The sequence below is a fragment of the Citrobacter sp. HN-141 genome (assembly GCF_033341895.1).
In the GTDB taxonomy this organism is placed as follows: domain Bacteria; phylum Pseudomonadota; class Gammaproteobacteria; order Enterobacterales; family Enterobacteriaceae; genus Citrobacter.
The window spans coordinates 21,776-44,037 of record NZ_JAWPBF010000009.1 but is presented as its reverse complement, the minus strand read 5'-3'; the positions used below and the strand labels follow the sequence as shown (position 1 = coordinate 44,037).

Here is a 22,262-nt window from a genome sequence, read left to right as displayed (position 1 = left end):
AGGCCAAATAGTTGTTATTTTTTTTGCGATTTGCGGCCATAGACCAACCAGGTCACCAGCACGCAGACGATGTAAAACACTAAAAAGATTTTCATTGCCCCAACCGGTGAACCGGTCAGCGCCAGAGAGGAACCAAAGGCTTTTGGAATGAAGAAACCACCCACGGCACCGATGGCGGAGATAAAACCCAGTGCCGCTGCGGTATCGGTCACCGCTTCACGCTGGGCCTGTTCTTCCGTTCCACCCTGCAGCTTCACGCGGTAGATGGTGATTTTGCGAAAGATCACCGCAATCATCTGGAAGGTTGACCCGCTGCCCAGTCCCGCGGTCAGGAACAAGCCCATGAACACCAGATAGAAGGCAACAAAATTTCCTTCTCCTGAGCCGGGGAGGGTAAGAAACAGCAGCGCACTAAACAGCGCCATAAAGATGAAGTTGATTAACGTGACCCGTACTCCGCCGAACTTGTCAGAGATAACGCCGCCCGCCGAGCGTGCCAGGGCGCCGATAAACGGCCCAAAGAACGCCAGTTGCAGAATATTAACGTCGGGGAACTGGGTTTTCGCTAGCATGGCAAAACCGGCTGAAAAGCCGATAAACGAACCGAAAGTGGCAAGGTACAACAGGCTTAGCAGCCACAGATGAAAGCGTTTGAGGACCGGTAGCTGAGAGGCGATTGAGGCCTTCGAACTGGCGATGTCATTCATTCCCACGCCCGCAGCCAGCGTTGAGAGCAGCAGCAGCGGAACCCAAATCCATGCGGCGTTTGCCAGTGACAATAAAGAACCGTCAGGCTGCGGTACGCCTTGTACCCCTAAAAAGGTAAATAGGGGCAGGAAAATGACTAACGGCGCGATTAACTGCATCACGCTGACGCCAAGGTTACCGAGACCGCCATTCACGCCCAGCGCACTGCCTTGCTTCGCTTTCGGGAAGAAGAAACTGATATTCCCCATACTGGAGGCAAAATTGGCACCGGCAAAACCACACATCAGCGCAATGATGATAAATACACCGAAAGGGGTAGCGGTATTTTGCACAGCGAAACCGAGCCATACGCAGGGAATAACCAGGATTATCGTACTAAAAACGGTCCAACGGCGGCCGCCAAATATAGGTACCATAAAGGAGTAGGGGACGCGTAATATTGCGCCAGACAGAGAGGGTAATGCCGTTAATAAAAAGAGCTGATCGGTGGTGAAATTAAAACCAATTTTATTTAAATTTACCGCAACCGCACTAAATAACATCCAGACGCAGAACGCGAGTAGCAAGCAACTCACTGATATCCAGAGGTTTCTTCGCGCAATGTGTTTGCCTTTATTTTCCCAAAAAGCGGGGTTTTCTGGTTTCCAGTCAGTCAAAAGATAACGATTATTCTTCTCATTTGGTGATGACATATTTTCCTCACATGCGCACGTCGTTCAATAAATAAACGCCTGGGGTTCCGCACTGGTGCTAATTAGAAATTATTGAAAAGTTTTAGGAATATTGACTGAAAGGATAGATAAAAAAGCGCAATAACGCGGCGTGTCAGAGGAATAACACGTTGCTTAAGTGTTACTAATTGTAAATTTAAAAGATGTATTGTTAATTCATGTATAACATCAAATAAATAACTCTAGCGTTATCATGCGATCCAGGTGGCGATCGAAAGCCGGATCGGCCATTTCTGCAAAGCCCAGCATATACATCCCATCCAGTCCGCAAACCAGCGCAATTAAACGCCAGGCGACGTCGGCAGCATCAGGCGCGGAGGAGAACTCGCCGGCTTTCTGCCCGTGGGTGATGATCGCGGCGGTTTCTTCATGCCACATACGCATTGTGAGCAGGTAAGCGCTTTTGATTTCCGGGTCCTTATCGGCGAGGATCTGCGCTTCGCGCCACAGCTTGATATACGGCTCGAACCCACCGTCTTCACTTCCCAACATGGCATGAAGTCGTTCGCGGTAAGATGCGTTTTCACTGACCAGTTCGGCATCAAGAAGGGTGCGGATCAGGCGGACAAAGGCCTGGGATTTGAGCTCACCGGCAGAGGTAAAATGATGATGCAGTTGCCCGGTCGCTACCTGAGCCTCTGCGGCAATACGTCTAACGGTCATGGCGGAAAATCCTTCTTCAAGCGCCACGCGCATTGCCGCCTGCAGGATCAATTCCCGACGTTCATCCCGATTCATATAGCTCATACTACCTCCCTATATTCACATTATTGGCAGTTTAACAAAAAGTTGGACATGCGTTCAATTTTCCGTAGGATCGCTAAAGCTGGACATGTGTCCAGTTTCAGTTTTGTAGGGAGTTTTATGTTTCGTCAGTGGTTAACGTTAGTGATTATTGTGCTGGTCTACATCCCTGTTGCGATTGATGCAACGGTGCTGCACGTTGCCGCGCCCACGCTGAGTATGACGCTGGGTGCCAGTGGTAACGAGCTGCTGTGGATCATTGATATCTATTCTCTGGTGATGGCCGGTATGGTGTTACCGATGGGGGCGTTGGGCGATCGCATCGGCTTTAAACGTTTGCTGATGCTGGGTGGTGGGCTATTTGGTCTGGCATCGCTGGCTGCCGCGTTTGCTCACAGTGCTGGTTGGCTAATCGCGACCCGGGCCGTGCTGGCCATTGGTGCGGCGATGATCGTTCCGGCGACGCTGGCAGGTATTCGTGCCACCTTTGCCGAACAACGTCATCGCAATATGGCGCTTGGCGTCTGGGCTGCTGTCGGTTCCGGCGGTGCGGCATTTGGTCCCTTAGTCGGTGGTATGTTGCTGGAGCATTTCTACTGGAGCTCAGTGTTCTTAATCAATGTGCCCATTGTACTGGTGGTGATGACATTGACCGCACGTTACGTGCCACGCCAGACCGGGCGCCGGGATCAGTCGTTAAATTTTGGCCATGCGATTATGTTGATCGTGGCGATTTTACTGCTGGTTTACAGTGCTAAAACGGCGCTAAAAGGGCATATGGCGACCGGGGTTATCGTATTGACGCTGCTAACCGGAGCAGTGCTGTTGTGGAAATTTGTGCGTATTCAGCTCGCGGCCTCACGTCCGATGATTGATATGCGATTGTTCACCCATCGCATTATCTTAAGCGGCGTGGTCATGGCGATGACGGCGATGATCACCCTGGTGGGGTTTGAGCTGCTGATGGCCCAGGAATTACAGTTTGTTCACGGTTTAACGCCGTATCAGGCGGGGCTGTTTATGCTACCGGTCATGCTGGCGAGTGGCTTCAGCGGCCCAATTGCCGGTATGTTGGTTTCACGGCTGGGATTACGCTGCGTGGCAACGGCAGGTATGGCGTTGAGTGCAGTCAGTTTCTACGGTCTGGCAATGACGGATTTCAGCACTCAGCAGATCCAGGCCTGGATATTAATGGCGTTACTGGGGTTCAGTGCCGCCAGCGCGCTACTGGCCTCAACGGCAGCCATTATGGCGGCAGCCCCGGCTGAAAAAGCCGCTGCTGCGGGGGCTATCGAAACTATGGCCTATGAACTGGGGGCCGGTCTTGGGATCGCGATTTTTGGTCTCTTGCTAAGCCGTAGTTTTTCCGCGTCGATTCTACCGCCTGCCGGCCTCAATGCGCAGGAGCTGGAACGTGCTTCATCGTCAATGGGCGAGGCGGTGCAATTAGCTCATTCGCTTTCGCCGTCTCTTAGCGACGCGTTGCTTGCAGCTGCCAGAGAAGCATTTACCTGGTCGCACAGCGTGGCATTGAGCAGCGCTGGCAGCATGCTTATCGTATTAGCGGTAGGGATGTGGTTCAGCCTGGCAAAAGTGAACCGTCAATAACTAGTGAGCTAAATGACAGGGGTAATCCATCGCTTCGACCTCTTTTCCACTCAGGCGAGCGTATTGCCCCGTCAACCTCCAGAACGCAGGCTGTGTTTCGGTATAGATTTCAGCCGCCAGAATCAGACGGCGGCGATCCACCTCATTCAGCTCCAGCAATGTCCACGGAATAAAGTAGCGATCGCTATCGGTCAGCGTAAACCACAGGGGGCATCCACAGCCGGAACAGAAGAAACGTTCTCCGCGCGTTGATGAGGGAAAGTGCGAAGGTTCTGCTGAATCAGGAGACAGTAGTGGATGACCGCTGGCTTCCAGATACATGGCGACACCACCGGACCATTTCTGGCACAGCGTGCAGTGGCAGGCATAGACATCAAGCATTTCGACGTTTACGGTAAAATGACTCTGTCCGCAAAGACAACGACCAGTGAACGTCTGCACGGCATACTCCTTATGACCGAGTCTACATCAAGAGAAAAAGCCAGCCCTGGATGGACTGGCTTTGTATTCAACTTACAACAAAATTAGAACTGGTAGTTCAGACCAACTGCCACGATGTTGTCAGTGCTAACACGGGCGTCAGAAGTGAATTTGTTGTCGTCCAGCAGGTTGATTTTGTAATCAACGAAGGTAGACATGTTTTTGTTGAAGTAGTAGGTCGCACCCAGATCTACGTATTCAACCAGATCCTGGTCGCCGTAAACACCCAGATCTTTACCTTTGGATTTCAGGTAAGCGATGGACGGACGCAGACCGAAGTCGAACTGGTACTGAGCAACAACTTCAAAGTTCTGCGCTTTGTTAGCGATACCGTCAACTTTACCGAAGGTGGTCATGTTGCGGGTTTCAGAGTAGGTGGTTGCCAGGTAGATGTTGTTCGCATCATATTTCAGGCCAGCAGCCCATACTTCTGCGTTTTTACCGGAAGCGTAGAATTCGTTGTTGCCATTACGCATCTGGTCATCAGTACGGTCAGATTTCGCATAGGTCGCACCGATGCCGAAGCCTTCGTATTCATAAGTAGAAGACAGACCGAAACCGTCGCCGTTCGCTTCAACGTCGCTGTTACGGTCGTTTTTGCCCTGATACTGAGCAGCAAAGTTCAGACCTTCAACCAGACCGAAGAAGTCAGTGTTACGGTAAGTTGCAACGCCGGTAGCACGCTGAGTCATGAAGACGTCAGTCTGGGTCCAGGTATCACCGCCGAATTCTGGCAGGACGTCAGTCCATGCGCCGATGTCGTAAGCTACGCCGTAGTTACGACCGTAGTCGAAAGAACCGTATTCAGCGAATTTCAGGCCAGCGAATGCCAGACGGGTTTTGTCTGCTTCGGAACCTTGATCTTCAGAACGGTTGCCTTTGAATTCATATTCCCACTGGCCGAAACCAACCAGCTGGTCGTTGATCTGAGTTTCGCCTTTGAAGCCCAGACGCGCGTAAGTTTTGTCACCATCGCTGCTGGTATCGTCAGAGAAGTAATGCTGAGCGTGAACTTTACCGTACAGATCCAGTTTGTTACCGTCTTTGTTATAAATCTCAGCTGCGTTTACCGCACCTGCTGCCAACAGGGTAGTCACTGCCACTGCAACTAATTTAAGTTTCATTCTAAATAATCCTTATAATTTTTTCTTGGTGTGTTTCCTAAACCATTGCTAAACGAGGCCGTTCATCAATGACGAACTATTTTTAAATGACGATGTGGTATTAGTTCAATAATAAGTTTCATAATATTGCGGAATATTTGAATTTGTGTGATCCAGATCTACATAATACAGCTGATTATATTAATATTAATATGTAATCTTTTGTTGGGATATATTTTCAACGGGGACTATTGTGCTGATTATGGTTTACTAATCGTTAGTAACCTATGTAAAATATATACAATCGGAGGGTTATAGGTAAATATGAAATATTTTCGGGTGTTGATTAATTACCAGTTATTTAACATTTAATTAAACAAATAAAAACATAAAACGCAAGCGGAATGTATAATTATTATCCGTTAACTGACCAGAGTGTAACCGGGTTCTATCTCTATGCCAGAAACCCGGCCTGATTTCTATGCCCGACGTGTTGCCAGCCAGCACAGTAGCGAGCCAGCACAGACCATCACTGCGCCTTGCCAGAACGAGAACGACAGCGGGGCGCTGAGCAATACGGCAGCCAGTGCAGAGGAAAGCACTGGAGTGAAATAAGACCCTACCGCCATGACAGTGACATTACCGTGTAAAATTCCGATATTCCAGGCCGCATAGGCAAATCCTAGCGTTAATGCAGCCGTGAACATCTTAATGGTCACCGGTGTGCTGAAAACCATTTCTGGTTGGGGCGTCATAAAATAGTAGACCCACAAACTGGTCGCCGTCAGTAAAACAAAAACGGTGATACCGTTAAACCCTTTCGCAAATTTATTAGTGACAGTGCAATACGTTGCCCAGATAAAAGCACCCAAAAATGCGAGGAAATAACTCAGCGGGCTACTGGCAATGTTGCTGATAATTTCACCTGGATTTAGACCGTTCTCGCCACCTAAAACCCAGCAGACTCCGGTCAATGCGAGAATTAATCCTGGAATTATCATCCAGTTTGTTTTTTGACCATTAAATAATATAGCAAACAAAATCGTCAGACTTGGCCAGAGATAATTGACCATTCCTACTTCTATTGCCTGGTGTCGGGTAGCGGCATAACCTAATGCCAGAGCCAGGCACATTTCATAGCTGACAAAAAGCACGCTACCCGCGATTAAATAGCGAGGCGGAATTTTTTTGATATTCGGAAATCCGACGGTAAATATCAGCAGAATTCCGCTTAATGAGAAAATCATCGCTGCGCCGCCCGCCGGCCCCAGTCCTTCACTCACTCCACGCATCAACCCCACCATCGTGCTCCACAGCACGATGGCGATGAGTCCGATTAACGTTGCTTTTTGTTTTGTCATGCTGTTTGTCTGTCCGTCGTCCTGGCAAAAATGAAGCTGAAATTTATAGCACTTTTACCTCAGTGCGGGCTAACTAATTAGCTTTTAGCTAACTCCTTGTGGGTACACAGGTTACACAAACTGCACTATTTAGTAGCGGAACCGTTTCGTTATTGATTTGACGCAAAAAAAATATGGATATAGCTGTTAGTTTCGTCGCGAAGTTGTACATGTCATCTTTCAGACTGCCGCGCTGGCGCAAGGTGAAAGATGTCTTGTACGAACCCCTGTAAAAAAGAGGAAAGCAATGGACGTCAGCCGCAGACAATTCTTTAAAATCTGCGCGGGCGGTATGGCGGGGACTACAGTAGCCGCACTGGGTTTTGCACCCAAAATGGCACTGGCTCAGGCGCGAAACTATAAGCTGTTACGCGCAAAAGAGATCCGAAACACCTGCACATACTGTTCCGTAGGTTGCGGGCTATTAATGTATAGCCTGGGTGATGGAGCAAAAAACGCCAAAGAGTCGATTTATCATATCGAAGGGGATCCTGATCATCCGGTGAGCCGTGGGGCACTTTGTCCTAAGGGCGCAGGATTACTGGATTACGTGCACAGCGAAAGCCGTTTACGTTACCCGGAATATCGCGCTCCTGGCTCCGACAAATGGCAACGCATCAGTTGGGACGAAGCGTTCTCCCGCATCGCAAAACTGATGAAAGCAGACCGTGACGCTAACTTTATTGAGAAGAATGAGCAGGGCGTTACGGTCAACCGCTGGCTTTCAACCGGGATGCTGTGTGCATCTGCGGCGAGTAATGAAACCGGCATGCTGACGCAAAAATTCGTGCGCTCACTCGGCATGCTGGCGGTAGACAACCAGGCACGCGTCTGACACGGACCAACGGTAGCAAGTCTTGCTCCAACATTTGGTCGCGGTGCGATGACCAACCACTGGGTTGATATCAAAAACGCTAACGTCGTGATGGTGATGGGCGGTAACGCCGCTGAAGCACATCCAGTCGGATTCCGCTGGGCGATGGAAGCTAAAAACAACAATGATGCTACGCTGATTGTTGTCGATCCCCGTTTTACACGTACAGCGTCGGTTGCGGATATCTATGCGCCGATTCGTTCCGGTACGGACATTACGTTCCTTTCCGGTGTGCTGCTGTACCTGATTGAAAACAACAAAATTAACGCTGAATACGTTAAGCACTACACCAACGCCAGCCTGCTGGTGCGGGATGATTTTGCTTTTGAAGACGGTCTGTTCAGCGGCTACGACGCAGAAAAACGTCAGTACGATAAGTCGTCCTGGAACTACCAGTTCGATGAAAATGGCTACGCAAAACGCGATGAAACATTAAGTCATCCCCGCTGCGTGTGGAACCTGCTCAAACAGCACGTTTCCCGTTATACGCCGGATGTGGTGGAAAACATCTGCGGTACGCCAAAAGCCGACTTCCTGAAAGTGTGTGAAGTGCTGGCCTCTACCAGTGCGGCCGACCGTACCACCACCTTCCTGTACGCGCTGGGCTGGACGCAGCATACCGTTGGGGCGCAGAACATTCGCACCATGGCGATGATCCAGTTGCTGCTCGGCAACATGGGGATGGCCGGTGGCGGCGTAAACGCATTACGCGGTCACTCCAACATTCAGGGCTTAACCGACTTGGGTCTGTTATCGACCAGCCTGCCCGGTTATCTGACGCTGCCGTCAGAAAAGCAGGCTGATCTGCAAACCTATCTGGCCGCCAATACCCCCAAAGCGACGCTGGCCTCCCAGGTTAACTATTGGGGCAACTATCCGAAGTTCTTCGTCAGTTTGATGAAATCTTTCTACGGCGATGCGGCACAGAAAGAAAACGACTGGGGCTTTGAGTGGCTGCCGAAGTGGGATCAGTCATACGACGTCATCAAATACTTCAACATGATGGATAGCGGGAAAGTCACCGGTTACATCTGTCAGGGCTTTAACCCGGTGGCGTCCTTCCCGGACAAAAACAAAGTAGTACAGAGCCTCAGCAAACTGAAGTATCTGGTGGTTATCGATCCGCTGGTCACAGAAACGTCCACATTCTGGCAAAACCACGGCGAATCCAACGATGTCGATCCGGCGTCGATTCAGACTGAAGTTTTCCGTCTGCCATCCACCTGCTTTGCAGAAGAAGACGGCTCGATTGCTAACTCTGGCCGTTGGCTGCAGTGGCACTGGAAAGGTCAGGATGCACCAGGTGAAGCGCGTAATGACGGCGAAATTCTGGCCGGTATTTACCATCGTCTGCGCGAAATGTATCGCACCGAAGGCGGTAAAGCAGTAGAGCCCGTGCTGAAAATGAGCTGGAACTATAAGCTACCGGACGAACCGCATTCCGAGGAAGTGGCCAAAGAGAACAACGGCTATGCGCTGGAAGATCTCTATGATGCCAATGGCGTGCTGGTGGCGAAAAAAGGTCAGTTGCTCAACAGCTTTGCGCTCCTGCGTGATGACGGTACAACGTCATCCTCCTGCTGGATTTATACCGGTAGCTGGACCGAGCAGGGCAACCAGATGGCCAACCGCGATAACGCCGACCCATCAGGTCTTGGTAATACGCTGGGCTGGGCCTGGGCATGGCCGCTGAACCGTCGCGTGCTGTATAACCGCGCTTCGGCGGATCCGCAGGGTAAGCCGTGGGATCCAAAACGCATGCTTATCCAGTGGAACGGTACGAAGTGGACGGGGAACGATATCCCTGACTTCAACAACGCTGCGCCGGGCAGTGGCACCAATCCGTTTATCATGCAGCCGGAAGGGCTGGGGCGTCTGTTTGCCATCGATAAGCTGGCGGAAGGGCCGTTCCCGGAACACTACGAGCCGATGGAAACGCCGCTGGGTACTAACCCGCTGCACCCGAACGTGATCTCCAACCCGGCAGCGCGTCTGTACGAGGCGGATGCATTGCGCATGGGGACGAAGCAGGACTTCCCATACGTCGGGACCACCTATCGTCTGACCGAACATTTCCACACCTGGACCAAACATGCATTGTTGAATGCGATTGCCCAGCCAGAGCAGTTTGTGGAAATCAGCGAAACGCTGGCGTCAGCAAAAGGTATCGGCAACGGCGACTACGTGAAAGTCAGCAGCAAACGCGGATTTATTCGCGCAGTTGCCGTGGTCACCCGTCGTCTGCAAACCCTGAACGTCAACGGTCAGAAGGTCGAAACCGTAGGGATCCCGATCCACTGGGGCTTTGAAGGAGTCGCGCGTAAAGGCTTTATCGCCAACACCCTGACGCCGAACGTCGGTGATGCAAACTCGCAAACGCCGGAATACAAAGCGTTTTTAGTTAACATCGAGAAGGCGTAAGGGGGCGAATATATGTCTATGGAAACGCAGGACATCATCAAAAGGTCCGCAACAAACTCCATCACGCCGCCACCTCAGGCCCGTGATTACAAAGCCGAAGTCGCGAAACTGATCGACGTTTCCACCTGTATAGGCTGTAAAGCCTGTCAGGTGGCCTGCTCAGAGTGGAACGATATCCGCGATGAAGTGGGTCATTGCGTCGGGGTGTATGACAACCCGGCCGATCTCAGCGCCAAGTCCTGGACGGTCATGCGGTTTACCGAAACCGAACAGAACGGCAAGCTGGAATGGCTGATTCGTAAAGACGGCTGTATGCACTGTGAAGATCCGGGCTGCCTGAAGGCATGCCCGTCTGCCGGAGCCATCATCCAGTACGCGAACGGGATTGTTGATTTCCAGTCAGAGCATTGCATTGGTTGCGGGTACTGTATTGCCGGGTGTCCATTTAATATTCCGCGCCTCAATAAAGAGGATAACCGCGTGTATAAATGTACGCTGTGTGTGGATCGCGTCAGCGTTGGGCAAGAACCTGCCTGCGTGAAGACCTGTCCGACCGGGGCGATACATTTCGGCACTAAACAAGAGATGCTGGAAATGGGCGAACAGCGTGTGGCGAAACTAAAAGCACGCGGTTTCGAGCATGCCGGACTCTACAACCCAGAGGGGGTGGGGGGGACGCACGTCATGTACGTTCTGCATCATGCCAACCAGCCGGAGCTGTACCACGGTTTGCCGAAAGATCCGCAGATAGATACCTCTATCAACCTGTGGAAAGGGGCACTGAAACCGTTGGCCGCCGCCGGATTTATCGCCACCTTCGCCGGACTGATTTACCACTACATTGGCATCGGCCCGAATAAGGAAGTGGACGACGACGAGGAGGATCATCATGAGTAAGTCGAAAATGATTGTGCGCACGAAATTTATCGATCGCGCCTGTCACTGGACGGTGGTGATCTGCTTTTTCCTGGTGGCGCTGTCGGGGATTTCGTTTTTCTTCCCGACCCTACAATGGCTGACGCAAACCTTCGGCACGCCGCAGATGGGGCGTATTCTGCACCCCTTCTTTGGTCTGCTGATCTTCGTTGCGCTGATGTTCATGTTTGTGCGCTTTGTTCACCACAACATCCCGGATAAGAAAGATATTCCGTGGCTGAAAAACATTGTGGAAGTGCTGAAGGGCAATGAACACAAAGTGGCGGATGTGGGCAAATACAACGCCGGACAGAAAATGATGTTCTGGTCGATCATGAGCATGATTTTTGTGCTGCTGGTCACGGGCGTTATTATCTGGCGTCCATACTTTGCGCAGTATTTCCCGATGCAGGTCGTGCGTTACAGCCTGCTGATCCACGCTGCGGCGGGCATTATTCTGATGCACGCTATCCTTATCCATATGTATATGGCATTTTGGGTGAAAGGATCAATTAAAGGCATGGTTGAAGGGAAAGTGAGCCGTCGCTGGGCGAAGAAACACCACCCACGCTGGTATCGCGATGTTGAAAAGCTGGAAGCAAAGAAAGAGAGTGAAGAAGGGGTTAAGTAAACCTGACGCTTTCTGACAACAATGGCGCTGCGGATGTAGCGCCATTTTTTTGCCAAAAAAACGTCATGTTTCTGTCATCTGGCATACGTAAGGTGTTGTCTTTCCAATAAGAGAAGAGTTAAAAGACAATGCATCTGGTGAAAAAATTACTCGCAGTCAGCGTATTTCTCTGTGCGTCCGCACAGGCGCAGAATATCCTCGAATTTCCGCAGCCGGAGAATAACCCGGAAGAATTTTATGCCGTGACCGAAATCCCAGCCGGCGGGATCATCAAATATGAAACCGATGCGAAAACCGGTTTTATCGTGGCCGATCGTTTCCAGTCGATGCCGGTTGCCTATCCGGCAAACTACGGCTCATTGACCCAGTCCCTGGCAGGCGACGGTGACCCGCTGGACGTCATTTTTTATACCCGTGCACCGCTGGCTCCGGGAACGTTGATTAAGCTGCGCGCTATTGGCGTACTGAAGATGATCGACGGCGGTGAAAAGGACGACAAAATTGTCGCCGTTCCGGCCAGCAAAATTGACCCCACTTATGACGGCATCAAAGAGTTGAGCGATCTGCCCAAGATTGAAGTTCAACGTCTGGAATCTTTCTTCCGCGTGTACAAAGATCTGCCGGAAGGGCGCAAGAAGGTCGAATTAAACGGTTTCAACGACGCCGCTACGGCAAAGCAAGAGATCAAACAGGCGTGGGATGCCTGGAAAGAGAAAAAACCGCAGCAATAAATGGTATGCCGGATGGCAAAAGTTTATCCGGCATTTACTTTTATCACTGTACTGCCAGCTTACGCAGGCGTGAAATATCCACGCTTTTTTGGGCCTCTGCCAGACTCCAGGTATTTTGCAGGTTTAACCACATTTCGGGTGAACTGCCAATCACTACAGAGAGTTTAATCGCCATCTCAGGCGTTAGGGCTGCTTTCCCGGTTAATAGTCGACTTGCCGTTGAGGGCGCAATCTCCATAGCTCTGGCAAACTCGCGCAGGCTGACATTGAGTTCTTCCAGCGCTTCCTGAATGATATCCCCAGGACGGGGATGATTTGCCATCTTCATCAATGATAGTCCTCGTAGTCCAGTATGTACGCGTCGCCATTGACGAATTCAAACGTAATACGCCAGTTACCTGAAACAGCAATTGCCCAAATGCCGTCACGATCACCCACCAGAGGATGTAGCTTATAACCGGGCATATTGATATCTGTAACCTTGCTTGCCGCATCAATAACGGCAAGTCTGTGTCGTAATCGTCGGACATGTTTCGCCATAACGCCTGATGTTCGTCCATGAAGAAACAAATCGCGCAATCCCTTGTGCCTGAAGTTCATGATCATCCGTAACATCCTTGTTCCTTCAAGAGGAACACTACCATTAATGTTCCTTTAAGCGCAACACTAGGATTGCGATATTTAAAATTGTGCGGCGAATGCACAAAAAGGAAAAGGGAGAAGGGGCATATCTGGAAAGCGCCACGCAAGAATCGCCGGATGGCAGGCCTACACGCGCATTTGCCTGATGTAGGCCGGACAGGCTTGCGCCATCCGGCAATAGAGATTACTCCAGTTGTGAGTTCAGACGCTCAATCTCCTTACGCCATTGCGCCTGCAACAGCGGCTTTTGATGTTTCGGCTTGCGGGCGAGATCGTCGGCCAGACGTTGCTCCAGCTCGAGAAGCTGTGCCAGTAATTCATCGCTGTCACCGCGTATTTCGGCTCTTGCTTCGACCACCGTTTTGGGAACGCTCATCTCCTCCGACGTTTCCCGAATACGATCGTTGATCGCGTCCAGATCGTGCCATTCGCTAAGTTCGCCATTATCGATAAACCAGAACCGATTACAGCTTTGGCTGATAAGCTGACGGTCATGGCTCACCAGCAGCACGCCGCCGCTGAAACTTTGTAGCGTCTGCGCCAGCGCTTCTTTACCTTCCATATCCAGATGGTTGGTGGGTTCATCGAGCATTAGCAGGCTATAACGCGCCAGCGTAAGCCCGACAAACAGTAGCCTCGAGCGCTCTCCACCGCTTAAGGTATTGACCCGCTGCTGATGGCGGACCCACGGGAAGCCCGCGCTAATCAGCGCCATCTTGCGAACATCAGGCTGCGGAGCAAACGGTTCGAGGGCATCAAACAACGTGTCGTCATCGGCGAGCTGGTGTAGCGTCTGATCGTAATACCCCAGCGTGACGCGAGGGTGCAACACCAGTGAACGCGATGCCATTTGCGACTGATACTGCTGCCAGATAAGCCGTAGCAGCGATGATTTCCCGCAGCCGTTACGCCCAACAATTGCCACCCGGTCACCACTTTTTATCCTGATCCCGGCGATGGAAAATAACGTCGCTGCGTCAGGGGCTGGCGCGACAGACAGGTTTGTCATTTCCAGCAGACGGTCGGCACGCAGGGCATCACCCTGCAATGTTAGTGTCCACTGACTTCCTGCAGTCACTTCCGTCTGCACATCCTTCAGGCGCTGCACCTGCTTTTCCATCTGCTTCGCTTTGCGGGACAAATCTTCGTTGTCGTAGACACGCCCCCAGGTTGCCAGTCGTTTGGCGCTGGCGGTAACGCGGTCAATTTCCTTTTGTTCCGCCTTATAGCGCAGTGCATCGCTGGCATCTCTCTCAACCAGAGCCTGACGAGCGGCGCTGCAGGGAAGATCAAAAGCGTGCAGCGTGCGATCGCGCAGGATCCATGTTCCCTGCGTAACGGCATCAAGCAGTTGTGGATCATGGGACACCACCACGAAGCTGCCAGACCAGTTCTGTAAGAACTGCTCCAGCCACAGCAATGTCGGCAAATCCAGGTGGTTGCCTGGCTCGTCCAGTAGCATCAGGTCAGGGTTTCGCATTAGCGCACGCGCCAGCAGCAGGCGTGTGTGCTGTCCACCGCTCAGCGTTTGCGCCGTGAGATGCAAATTTTCCGGCGTAAAGCCCATTTCGGCGAGCAACGCTTCAACACGCCACTGCTGGCTGGCGCGCTCATGTTCAGGAAGCTGAGCAAGTACAGCCTCCTGCAACGTAAGTGGCAGTATATCGTCCGGCAAGTGCTGCTCCACGCGGGCGAGGTGGCAGTGATTCGCTTGCGCAATGGTTCCACTGGTGGGGGCGATTGTGCCATCAAGCAGTTTTAACAGCGTGCTTTTTCCGCAGCCGTTGTAGCCGATTAGCCCAATACGGTCGCCTTTTTTCAGGGTAAAAGAGAGAGAGTCGAACAGGGTGCCGAATGCCGTATCAACGTGTAAGGATTGTGCGGTTAGTAATGTGCTCATTGTTGCTTACTCAAGAGTTACAGGCGTGAAAACGCCTCGTCAAACATCGCTGACGATAACCCGGTAAGCCCGAGAGAAGGGGATTGAGAAGTTAGCTTCGCTCAAGCAGAAGTTATCGCAGCACGATACCGATAACGCTTGAGCACTGGCGATCGCCAAAAGCATGTGAAACGATAAAACGTTCACAGTACAGCATAAGTATCCTCCTTTTATTTTTTCCGAATGTTAATCGATGGTGAAAGTGTAAACGCAACTTACACCGTAGCGCAAGCGTTGAGCGCCCGGCGACAGGATCGCCGCCGGGCAAACCGTCAGATAGAAGTACGACGGTAGTCGCGGTATTCCGCCTGCCAGAAATTCTCGTCGATTGCCTGTTGCAGGGCTTCGGCGGAGGTTTTCACCGCCACACCTTGCTGCTGGGCCATTTTACCGACGGCAAAGGCAATAGCGCGAGAGACGGTCTGAATATCTTTCAGCTCCGGTAACACCAACCCTTCGCCGTTGAGTACCAGCGGTGAATACTGTGCCAGCGTTTCGCTGGCCGACATCAGCATTTCATCGGTGATGCGTTTGGCGCCTGAGGCAATGACGCCAAGGCCGATACCCGGGAAGATATAGGCATTATTACACTGCGCAATCGGGTAGATTTTATCTTTCCAGGCGACCGGGGCGAACGGGCTACCGGTGGCAACCAGCGCATTACCTTCGGTCCAGGCAATGATATCCTGCGGCGTGGCTTCAACGCGCGAGGTCGGGTTAGACAACGGCATGACGATCGGACGCGGACAGTGCTTGTGCATCTCACGAATAATTTCTTCGGTAAACAACCCCGTCTGGCCGGAAACGCCGATCAGGATGTCTGGCTTGACGTTGCGAACGACATCGAGCAGTGACAGCACATCTTCCTGTGTATCCCAGTGTTGCAGGTTCTCGCGCTTTTGCACCAGCTTAGTCTGGAAGGAGAGCAGGTTTGGCATTTTATCGGTTAACAGGCCGAAGCGATCGACCATAAACACGCGTTGACGCGCGGCTTCTTCGCTCAATCCTTCACGCTGGATTTGCGCGATGATCTGCTCGGCGATCCCGCAACCTGCGGAACCGGCTCCAAGGAAAACAATGTTCTGCTCGCTTAACTGGCTGCCGGCCGCACGGCTGGCTGCAATCAGCGTTCCCACAGTGACCGCCGCGGTGCCCTGAATATCATCGTTGAAAGAGCAAATTTCGTCGCGATAGCGGTTGAGCAGCGGCATCGCATTTTTCTGCGCGAAGTCTTCGAATTGCAGCAGTACGTCCGGCCAGCGATGCTTCACGGCCTGGATGAACTCATCGACGAATTGGTAGTACTCATCATCAGTAATGCGCGGGTTACGCCAACCCATATACAGAGGGTCGTTGAGCAATTGCTGGTTGTTGGTCCCCACATCCAGCACCACGGGCAGCGTGTAAGCCGGACTAATTCCACCGCAGGCGGTGTACAGAGACAGCTTACCGATTGGAATACCCATGCCGCCGATACCCTGATCGCCAAGACCAAGGATGCGTTCACCGTCGGTGACAACGATGACTTTGATATTGTGGTTCGGGACGTTTTGCAGAATATCGTCCATGTTGTGACGGTTCTGATACGAGATAAACACACCGCGTGCACGACGGTAGATCTCGGAGAAACGCTCACAGGCCGCACCCACCGTTGGGGTGTAGATGACCGGCATCATCTCATCAAGATGATTATGTACCAGTCGATAGAACAGGGTTTCGTTGGTGTCCTGGATGTTGCGCAGGTAGATATGTTTGTCGATTTCTGTTTTGAATCCCTGATATTGGATCCAGGCACGTTCAGCCTGTTCTTCAATCGACTCGACAACTTCCGGCAGTAACCCCAGCAGGTTGAAGTTACGGCGTTCTTCGATGCTGAAGGCACTCCCTTTGTTCAGTAGGGGAAACTCAAGCAGTACCGGGCCAGCGTAAGGGATGTAAAGGGAACGCAGTTTTTTAGTTTCGTTTTCCATGTCACTCACTCTTTTTTGAATAACCGTCCCTGGCACTCTTTATGATCGTATGTGGCCTGTCTGCCAGGGAAACGGGCGAAGTATAAAGCATTGTGAATGGGTTAAGGGGTTTTATAAGCAAAAACACCACTGCGGTTGCAATGGTGTTTATCTCGTTAATCAGTATGTCGTGCGGGAAACTACTTGCTGTCAGCGCGGCGTTTTCTTCCGGTAGGATTGTTGACCACGCTGGATTTGTCGCCTTCGGTCACGACTTTACGTTGATTGGAGATTTTGTGGTCCAGTCCAAGAATATGACGGGCCTGACGGTTCGATTTCATTCTAACTCCTTAATCCTGTTACTGGTTTCAAGGGCGAGCCCGCGTAAGAACGGACGAAATACAACCTGACAAAAAGCCGATGAGTGAATCAACGGCTCTTTGGATGGTCGGTCATTTTATCTGAAAGGTCAATGCTTAAGCAGGAAATGCAGAACTTTCCATTATGAGTCATGCATTTTCCCATGAGGCCTATACTTGTTACTCCGATGACAACACAGGAGAGCGGTAATGACTATCCATAAGAAAGGTCAGGCCCACTGGGAAGGCGACATTAAACGCGGCAAAGGGACCGTGTCGACAGAAAGTGGCGTACTTAACCAGCAACCGTATGGATTTAATACACGTTTTGAAGGCGTCAAAGGCACTAACCCTGAAGAGTTGATTGGCGCAGCACATGCTGCCTGCTTCTCGATGGCACTGTCGTTGATGTTGGGCGAAGCCGGTTTTACACCCGATGCTATTGATACGACTGCCGATGTTTCTCTGGATAAGGTGGATGCCGGTTTTGCGATCACCAAAGTGGCGTTACACAGCCAGGTGAGCGTGCCGGGGATAGACGCCGCTACGTTTGACGGGATTATTCAGAAAGCGAAAGCCGGATGCCCGGTATCGCAGGTTCTGAAAGCGGAAATTACGCTGGATTATCAGCTGAAATCTTAGTGCTGGCGTGCCGGATGCGACCGCGTCTTATCCGGCACCCGTGGGTATTACTGCGCCACCCAGCCGCCATCCATATTCCACGCAACGCCGCGCACCTGCGCCGCGCCGTCTGAGCACAGAAATAGCGCCAGCTCACCCAACTGTTCCGGCGTGACAAATTCGCGCGACGGCTGCTTTTCTGCCAGTAAGGCATCGCGTGCCGCAGTAGGCTCAGCACCCTCAGCAATACGTTTGTCGATCTGCTGCTGGACCAGCGGGGTCAACACCCAGCCGGGACACAGTGCATTACAGGTGACACCGGTCTGTGCGGTTTCCAACGCAATCGTCTTGGTTAAACCCACCACGCCATGCTTGGCTGCGACATACGCCGATTTGTCTTTTGACGCGACCAGCCCGTGCACCGAAGCGATATTAATAATGCGTCCCCAGTTACGCTTGCGCATCCCGGGCAGGGCCAGGCGCGTAGTGTGAAAAACGGAAGACAGGTTGATGGCGATAATCGCGTTCCATTTGGCTACCGGAAATGTTTCTACCGGTGAAACATGCTGGATCCCGGCGTTGTTAACCAGAATATCCACACCGCCAAACTCATTTTCAGCGTAACGCATCATATCGGCGATTTGCGCTTCATCGCTCAGATCCGCCCCATGGAAACCTGGCGTTTTGCCGTACTGCGCAACCGCGTCTTTCGCGGCCTCCACATCACCGAAACCGTTGAGAATCAGGGTGGCTCCTGCTTGTGCCAGTACCTGGGCGATACCTAAACCGATACCGCTGGTCGATCCAGTAACCAGAGCGGTTTTACCCGTTAAATTCATGATAATTCTCCTTAAACGATTCCGGTGGTGTAGAAGACGCCGATAACAAACAGCACGGCCAGGCTTTTGATTACGGTGATGGCAAAAATTCCGCCGTACGCCTGACGGTGGCTGAGGCCGGTAATCGCCAGCAGGGTAATGACCGCGCCGTTATGTGGCAGGGTGTCCATGCCGCCGCTCGCCATCGATGCGACGCGGTGGAAGACTTCAAGCGGAATATTGGCGGCATGTGCGGCAGCAATAAACGTATCGGACATTGCCGCAAGCGCAATACTCATCCCGCCGGATGCCGAGCCGGTTATCCCGGCCAGGGTGGTAATGCTGATCGCTTCATTGAGCAACGGATCGGGAATGGCCGCCAGTGCTTTTGATAACACCAGGAATCCCGGCAGGGCGGCGATTACCGCGCCAAAACCATATTCTGATGCGGTATTCATCGCCGCGAGGATAGCGCCGCCAACCGCCGTTCTGCTGCCTTCAGCCAGGCGACCTTTGATGTTGCGGTAGCCGAATAGCACCACCAGCAGGATCCCCGATATCAATGCTGCTTCTACGGCCCAAATAGCCGTAATTTTCCCCACTTCAGTGGTAATCGGTTTGGCAAGTCCCGGGAGCTCCAATTGGTGCGTCGCGCCATACCACTGCGGGATCCAGCGGGTAAACAGCAAGTTAAACACCCCCACCAGGATCAACGGAGAAATAGCGATAATCGGGTTTGGCAGGTTAATGTTATCCGGCGTTTCCGGCTCATTTAACAGTTCAGTGCCATAGCCCTCATTCTTAGCCTGCGCTTTCCGACGCTGGCGCTCGAGATACACCAGGCCAACAAAGATAATAAATAGCGAACCAATTAGCCCCAGCCACGGCGCGGCCCAGGCGTTAGTCCCAAAGAAACTGGTTGGAATGATGTTCTGGATCTGCGGCGTCCCCGGCAGGGCATCCATCGTGAAAGAGAATGCCCCCAGCGCGACGGTTGCCGGGATCAAACGTTTGGGAATATTACTTTGGCGGAACAGTTCAGCCGCGAACGGATACACCGCAAAGGCGACCACGAACAATGACACGCCGCCGTAGGTCAGGAGCGCACATACCAGCACAATGACCGGGATTGCATGGCGTCGCCCGAGAATATTAATGGCAGCCGCTACGATTGAACGGGAAAAACCGGATAACTCGATTAACTTGCCAAACACCGCTCCCAGCAAGAACACCGGGAAGTAAAGCTTTACAAAACCGACCATTTTTTCCATAAACAGGCCGGTGAAGGCGGGGCCGACGGCGCTCGGTTCCGTAAGCAGAACAGCACCTAATGCCGCGATGGGGGCAAACAGGATAACGCTGTATCCGCGATAGGCTGCCAGCATCAGCAAGCCCAGCGCGGCCAGGGCGATTAATACACTCATCATGACTCCTTATTATTATAATGGGGTACAGAAAGAGACGTTATGGCTTCAGGGCAAAGCGCAGTTGATGTTCACGGCGTTGCTGAATGTATTCCTTGCGCGAATCATCCCAGCGATAAAAGCCCTGACCACTGCGCAAGCCGGTGTCGCCGTTGGCAACCTTGTCAGTAACAAGCGACATCATGTCGCTGCCGGTGGCGAGTGTTGGGAGCAGATGGCGGCAAATGTCCTGCACGGTGGACAGTCCGGTCATATCTGCCGCTTCCAGCGGGCCGAGCATGGCATAGCGACGCCCGAGGGAGGCGCGCATCACCTGATCCACCACTTCCGCGCTGGCGATCCCGCTTTTGACAATATGCAGCGCCTCACGCAGCAGGGCGAACTGCAGGCGGTTGCCGACAAACCCGGGAGCGGCGCGATCGAGCACCACCGCTTCCAGTTGCATCGCGACCAGCAATTGCTGCAATTCGCTGAGATATTCAGGTTTGGTTGCCGTGCCCGGCACAATTTCGACCAGCGGAATAAAGTGGGGTGGATGCCAGAAATGGGCGATCAGCAACCGTTCGGGGTGGGTGAGTTTTTCTGCCAGCGCATCCGGCGGCAGACCGCTGGTATTACTGGCAATCACCGCGTCTGGGGCGATTAATTCTTCCAGTTGTGCATACAGTGCGTGCTTAAGCTCGAGTCGTTCCGGGATCGCTTCAATCAGTAATCCCGATGCGGCGATATCCGCCAGCGAGGTTGTGCCGTGTAGTCGCGCGAGAACCGATGCTTTTTCCTCTGCATGAAACTGGTCCGTCGCGATCAGCTCATCGAGAATGCTCCCGGCAACGGCGGTAATTTCAGCTATCCGGTCGCTATCGGTATCAAATAGCCAGATATTGTGGCCAAAACGGGCAAAATGGGTGGCAATGCCGACGCCCATTAAACCCGCGCCGAGGACGCTAAAGTGATTATTTTGCATGCTGTTCTCCTGTTGAACGCTCAACCGCCAGTGCTACACCCTGACCACCCCCGACGCACAATGTGGCCAGCCCTTTGGTGACGTTGCGGCGCGCCATTTCATGTAACAGGGTCACCAGAATGCGGCAGCCAGAGGCACCAATAGGATGACCCAGCGCAATCGCACCGCCGTTGACGTTAACGTTGTTGCTGTCCCAGTTCAGGGCTTCACCCACCGCCAGCGCCTGTGCGGCAAATGCTTCGTTAGCTTCGATAAGATCAACGTCATTGAGTGTCCACCCGGCGCGTTTCAGACACTGGAGCGAGGCTTCTACCGGGCCAATCCCCATGAAAGCCGGGTCGACACCGGAAACGGCGTAACCCGCGACGCGGGCCAGTACCGGCAGGTTGAGCGTTGCGGCTTTGGTGGCGCTCATCAGCATCACCGCCGCCGCGCCATCGTTGATTGATGAGGCATTCCCTGCGGTGACCGTGCCATTACCAGGGCGAAATGCCGGTTTCAGTTGTGCCAGTTTCTCAGCCTGAGTATCCGGGCGTGGCTGTTCATCACGCTCAACCAAACGTGGTGGTTTTTTCCCTTGTGGAACGCTGACCGGCGTGATTTCCGCATTGAATCGACCGGATTCAATTGCCGCTGCGGCTTTCTGCTGAGACTGCAGCGCAAAGGCATCCTGTTGTTCGCGGCTGATCACAAACTTATCTGCCAGATTTTCAGCAGTAATGCCCATGTGGTAGTCGTTAAACGCATCCCACAGTCCGTCGTGTACCACGCTGTCTTTCAGACTGGCATGCCCCAAACGCAGGCCCGAACGTGCGCCGTCGAGAAAATAGGGCGCATTGCTCATGCTTTCCTGACCTCCGGCAATGACGATGTCCGCATCACCACAGCGGATAGCCTGCACCGCCTGTTGCACCGCTTTCAGACCTGAACCACATACCAGATTGATGGTTAGCGCAGGGACCGTCACCGGCAAGCCTGCCCGTAATGCTGTCTGTCTGGCCGGATTCTGGCCGCTGCCCGCCGTCAGAACCTGTCCCAGGATCACCTCGTCAATGTGCTCCGGTGCGACGGCGGTTTTTTCCAACAGAGAGCGGATCACCACCGCCCCCAGTTCCACGGCACTGAGCGGTGCCAGCGCCCCGTGGAAACTGCCAATGGGTGTGCGCGTTGCCGCGACAATAACAACATCCTGCATGGTCA

General features: G+C 52.5%; 20 protein-coding genes. 6 read left to right on the top strand and 14 right to left on the bottom strand.

Going from position 1 to position 22,262, the window contains the following annotated elements; translation table 11 throughout:
- Positions 1 to 14 precede the first annotated feature (14 nt).
- Positions 15 to 1,400: a NarK family nitrate/nitrite MFS transporter gene (locus RYZ59_RS12540; RefSeq protein WP_202038624.1), complete on the bottom strand. Its 1,386-nt coding sequence runs from the start codon at positions 1,398 to 1,400 to the stop codon at positions 15 to 17.
- A 207-nt stretch (positions 1,401 to 1,607) separates the two neighbouring features.
- Positions 1,608 to 2,186 (bottom strand): TetR family transcriptional regulator, encoded by a 579-nt coding sequence (locus RYZ59_RS12535; RefSeq protein WP_318048164.1) that lies wholly within the window; start codon positions 2,184 to 2,186, stop codon positions 1,608 to 1,610.
- Positions 2,187 to 2,303: 117 nt separating this feature from the next.
- On the opposite strand from RYZ59_RS12535, the gene RYZ59_RS12530 reads away from it, so the two are divergent.
- On the top strand, positions 2,304 to 3,791 hold the full coding sequence (locus RYZ59_RS12530; protein ID WP_318048161.1) for an MFS transporter: 1,488 nt from the start codon (positions 2,304 to 2,306) through the stop codon (positions 3,789 to 3,791).
- Here RYZ59_RS12530 and RYZ59_RS12525 read toward each other — a convergent pair whose 3' ends face one another.
- From RYZ59_RS12525 to yddG, 3 genes are all read right to left on the bottom strand, one after another.
- Entirely contained in the window at positions 3,792 to 4,172 is a 381-nt protein-coding gene (locus RYZ59_RS12525) for a GFA family protein (RefSeq protein WP_086523677.1), read from the bottom strand.
- Positions 4,173 to 4,315: 143 nt separating this feature from the next.
- Positions 4,316 to 5,395 (bottom strand): porin OmpD, encoded by a 1,080-nt coding sequence (ompD, locus tag RYZ59_RS12520; protein ID WP_318048158.1) that lies wholly within the window; start codon positions 5,393 to 5,395, stop codon positions 4,316 to 4,318.
- Between the two features lie 458 nt (positions 5,396 to 5,853).
- The gene (yddG, locus tag RYZ59_RS12515; RefSeq protein WP_318048155.1) at positions 5,854 to 6,735 is read right to left on the bottom strand and encodes an aromatic amino acid efflux DMT transporter YddG; all 882 of its coding nucleotides are present in this window, start codon (positions 6,733 to 6,735) and stop codon (positions 5,854 to 5,856) included.
- A gap of 286 nt (positions 6,736 to 7,021) precedes the next feature.
- Between yddG and fdnG the strand changes: the two genes are divergently transcribed.
- The 4 genes from fdnG (at position 7,022) to RYZ59_RS12495 (ending at position 12,346) form a co-directional block, all read left to right on the top strand.
- On the top strand, positions 7,022 to 10,069 hold the full coding sequence (gene fdnG / locus RYZ59_RS12510) for a formate dehydrogenase-N subunit alpha (RefSeq protein ID WP_318048154.1): 3,048 nt from the start codon (positions 7,022 to 7,024) through the stop codon (positions 10,067 to 10,069).
- 12 nt (positions 10,070 to 10,081) lie between these two features.
- The gene (fdnH, locus tag RYZ59_RS12505; protein WP_003833024.1) at positions 10,082 to 10,966 is read left to right on the top strand and encodes a formate dehydrogenase N subunit beta; all 885 of its coding nucleotides are present in this window, start codon (positions 10,082 to 10,084) and stop codon (positions 10,964 to 10,966) included.
- A complete protein-coding gene (gene fdnI, locus RYZ59_RS12500) occupies positions 10,959 to 11,615 on the top strand; it encodes a formate dehydrogenase-N subunit gamma (RefSeq protein WP_048211647.1) in 657 nt (218 codons plus the stop codon). The genes fdnH and fdnI overlap by 8 nt, the downstream gene beginning before the upstream one ends.
- A 128-nt stretch (positions 11,616 to 11,743) precedes the next feature.
- Entirely contained in the window at positions 11,744 to 12,346 is a 603-nt protein-coding gene (locus tag RYZ59_RS12495; protein ID WP_318048151.1) for an inorganic diphosphatase, read from the top strand.
- Between the two features lie 43 nt (positions 12,347 to 12,389).
- On the opposite strand, the gene RYZ59_RS12490 is transcribed toward RYZ59_RS12495, so the two are convergent.
- The 5 genes from RYZ59_RS12490 to sra all read right to left on the bottom strand — a co-directional run bounded on the left by RYZ59_RS12490 (position 12,390) and on the right by sra (position 17,217).
- Positions 12,390 to 12,674 carry a HigA family addiction module antitoxin gene (locus RYZ59_RS12490; protein ID WP_003833018.1) on the bottom strand — a complete coding sequence of 95 codons (285 nt, stop codon included), beginning with the start codon at positions 12,672 to 12,674 and terminating at the stop codon, positions 12,390 to 12,392.
- A complete protein-coding gene (locus tag RYZ59_RS12485) occupies positions 12,674 to 12,952 on the bottom strand; it encodes a type II toxin-antitoxin system RelE/ParE family toxin (RefSeq protein ID WP_003836234.1) in 279 nt (92 codons plus the stop codon). The genes RYZ59_RS12490 and RYZ59_RS12485 overlap by 1 nt, the downstream gene beginning before the upstream one ends.
- Positions 12,953 to 13,172: 220 nt before the next feature.
- On the bottom strand, positions 13,173 to 14,888 hold the full coding sequence (locus RYZ59_RS12480) for an ABC-F family ATP-binding cassette domain-containing protein (RefSeq protein WP_318048147.1): 1,716 nt from the start codon (positions 14,886 to 14,888) through the stop codon (positions 13,173 to 13,175).
- A gap of 311 nt (positions 14,889 to 15,199) precedes the next feature.
- Positions 15,200 to 16,897, bottom strand: a complete 1,698-nt coding sequence (gene maeA, locus RYZ59_RS12475; protein ID WP_137383051.1) for a malate dehydrogenase — start codon at positions 16,895 to 16,897, stop codon at positions 15,200 to 15,202.
- A 179-nt stretch (positions 16,898 to 17,076) separates the two neighbouring features.
- A complete protein-coding gene (gene sra, locus RYZ59_RS12470) occupies positions 17,077 to 17,217 on the bottom strand; it encodes a stationary-phase-induced ribosome-associated protein (protein ID WP_005126806.1) in 141 nt (46 codons plus the stop codon).
- A gap of 228 nt (positions 17,218 to 17,445) precedes the next feature.
- On the opposite strand from sra, the gene osmC reads away from it, so the two are divergent.
- Positions 17,446 to 17,877: a peroxiredoxin OsmC gene (gene osmC / locus RYZ59_RS12465; RefSeq protein ID WP_048211652.1), complete on the top strand. Its 432-nt coding sequence runs from the start codon at positions 17,446 to 17,448 to the stop codon at positions 17,875 to 17,877.
- A 47-nt stretch (positions 17,878 to 17,924) separates the two neighbouring features.
- On the opposite strand, the gene RYZ59_RS12460 is transcribed toward osmC, so the two are convergent.
- Genes RYZ59_RS12460 through RYZ59_RS12445 form a run of 4 tightly spaced genes read right to left on the bottom strand, consistent with a single transcriptional unit; the run spans position 17,925 to position 22,257 of the window.
- Positions 17,925 to 18,695, bottom strand: a complete 771-nt coding sequence (locus tag RYZ59_RS12460; RefSeq protein ID WP_318048142.1) for a 3-hydroxybutyrate dehydrogenase — start codon at positions 18,693 to 18,695, stop codon at positions 17,925 to 17,927.
- 11 nt (positions 18,696 to 18,706) lie between these two features.
- Positions 18,707 to 20,101 carry a GntP family permease gene (locus RYZ59_RS12455; RefSeq protein WP_199951110.1) on the bottom strand — a complete coding sequence of 465 codons (1,395 nt, stop codon included), beginning with the start codon at positions 20,099 to 20,101 and terminating at the stop codon, positions 18,707 to 18,709.
- A 37-nt stretch (positions 20,102 to 20,138) separates the two neighbouring features.
- Positions 20,139 to 21,062: a 3-hydroxyacyl-CoA dehydrogenase family protein gene (locus tag RYZ59_RS12450; RefSeq protein WP_318048139.1), complete on the bottom strand. Its 924-nt coding sequence runs from the start codon at positions 21,060 to 21,062 to the stop codon at positions 20,139 to 20,141.
- Entirely contained in the window at positions 21,052 to 22,257 is a 1,206-nt protein-coding gene (locus RYZ59_RS12445) for an acetyl-CoA C-acetyltransferase (RefSeq protein ID WP_318048136.1), read from the bottom strand. Before RYZ59_RS12445 ends, RYZ59_RS12450 begins: the two co-directional genes overlap by 11 nt.
- Positions 22,258 to 22,262: the final 5 nt, after the last annotated feature.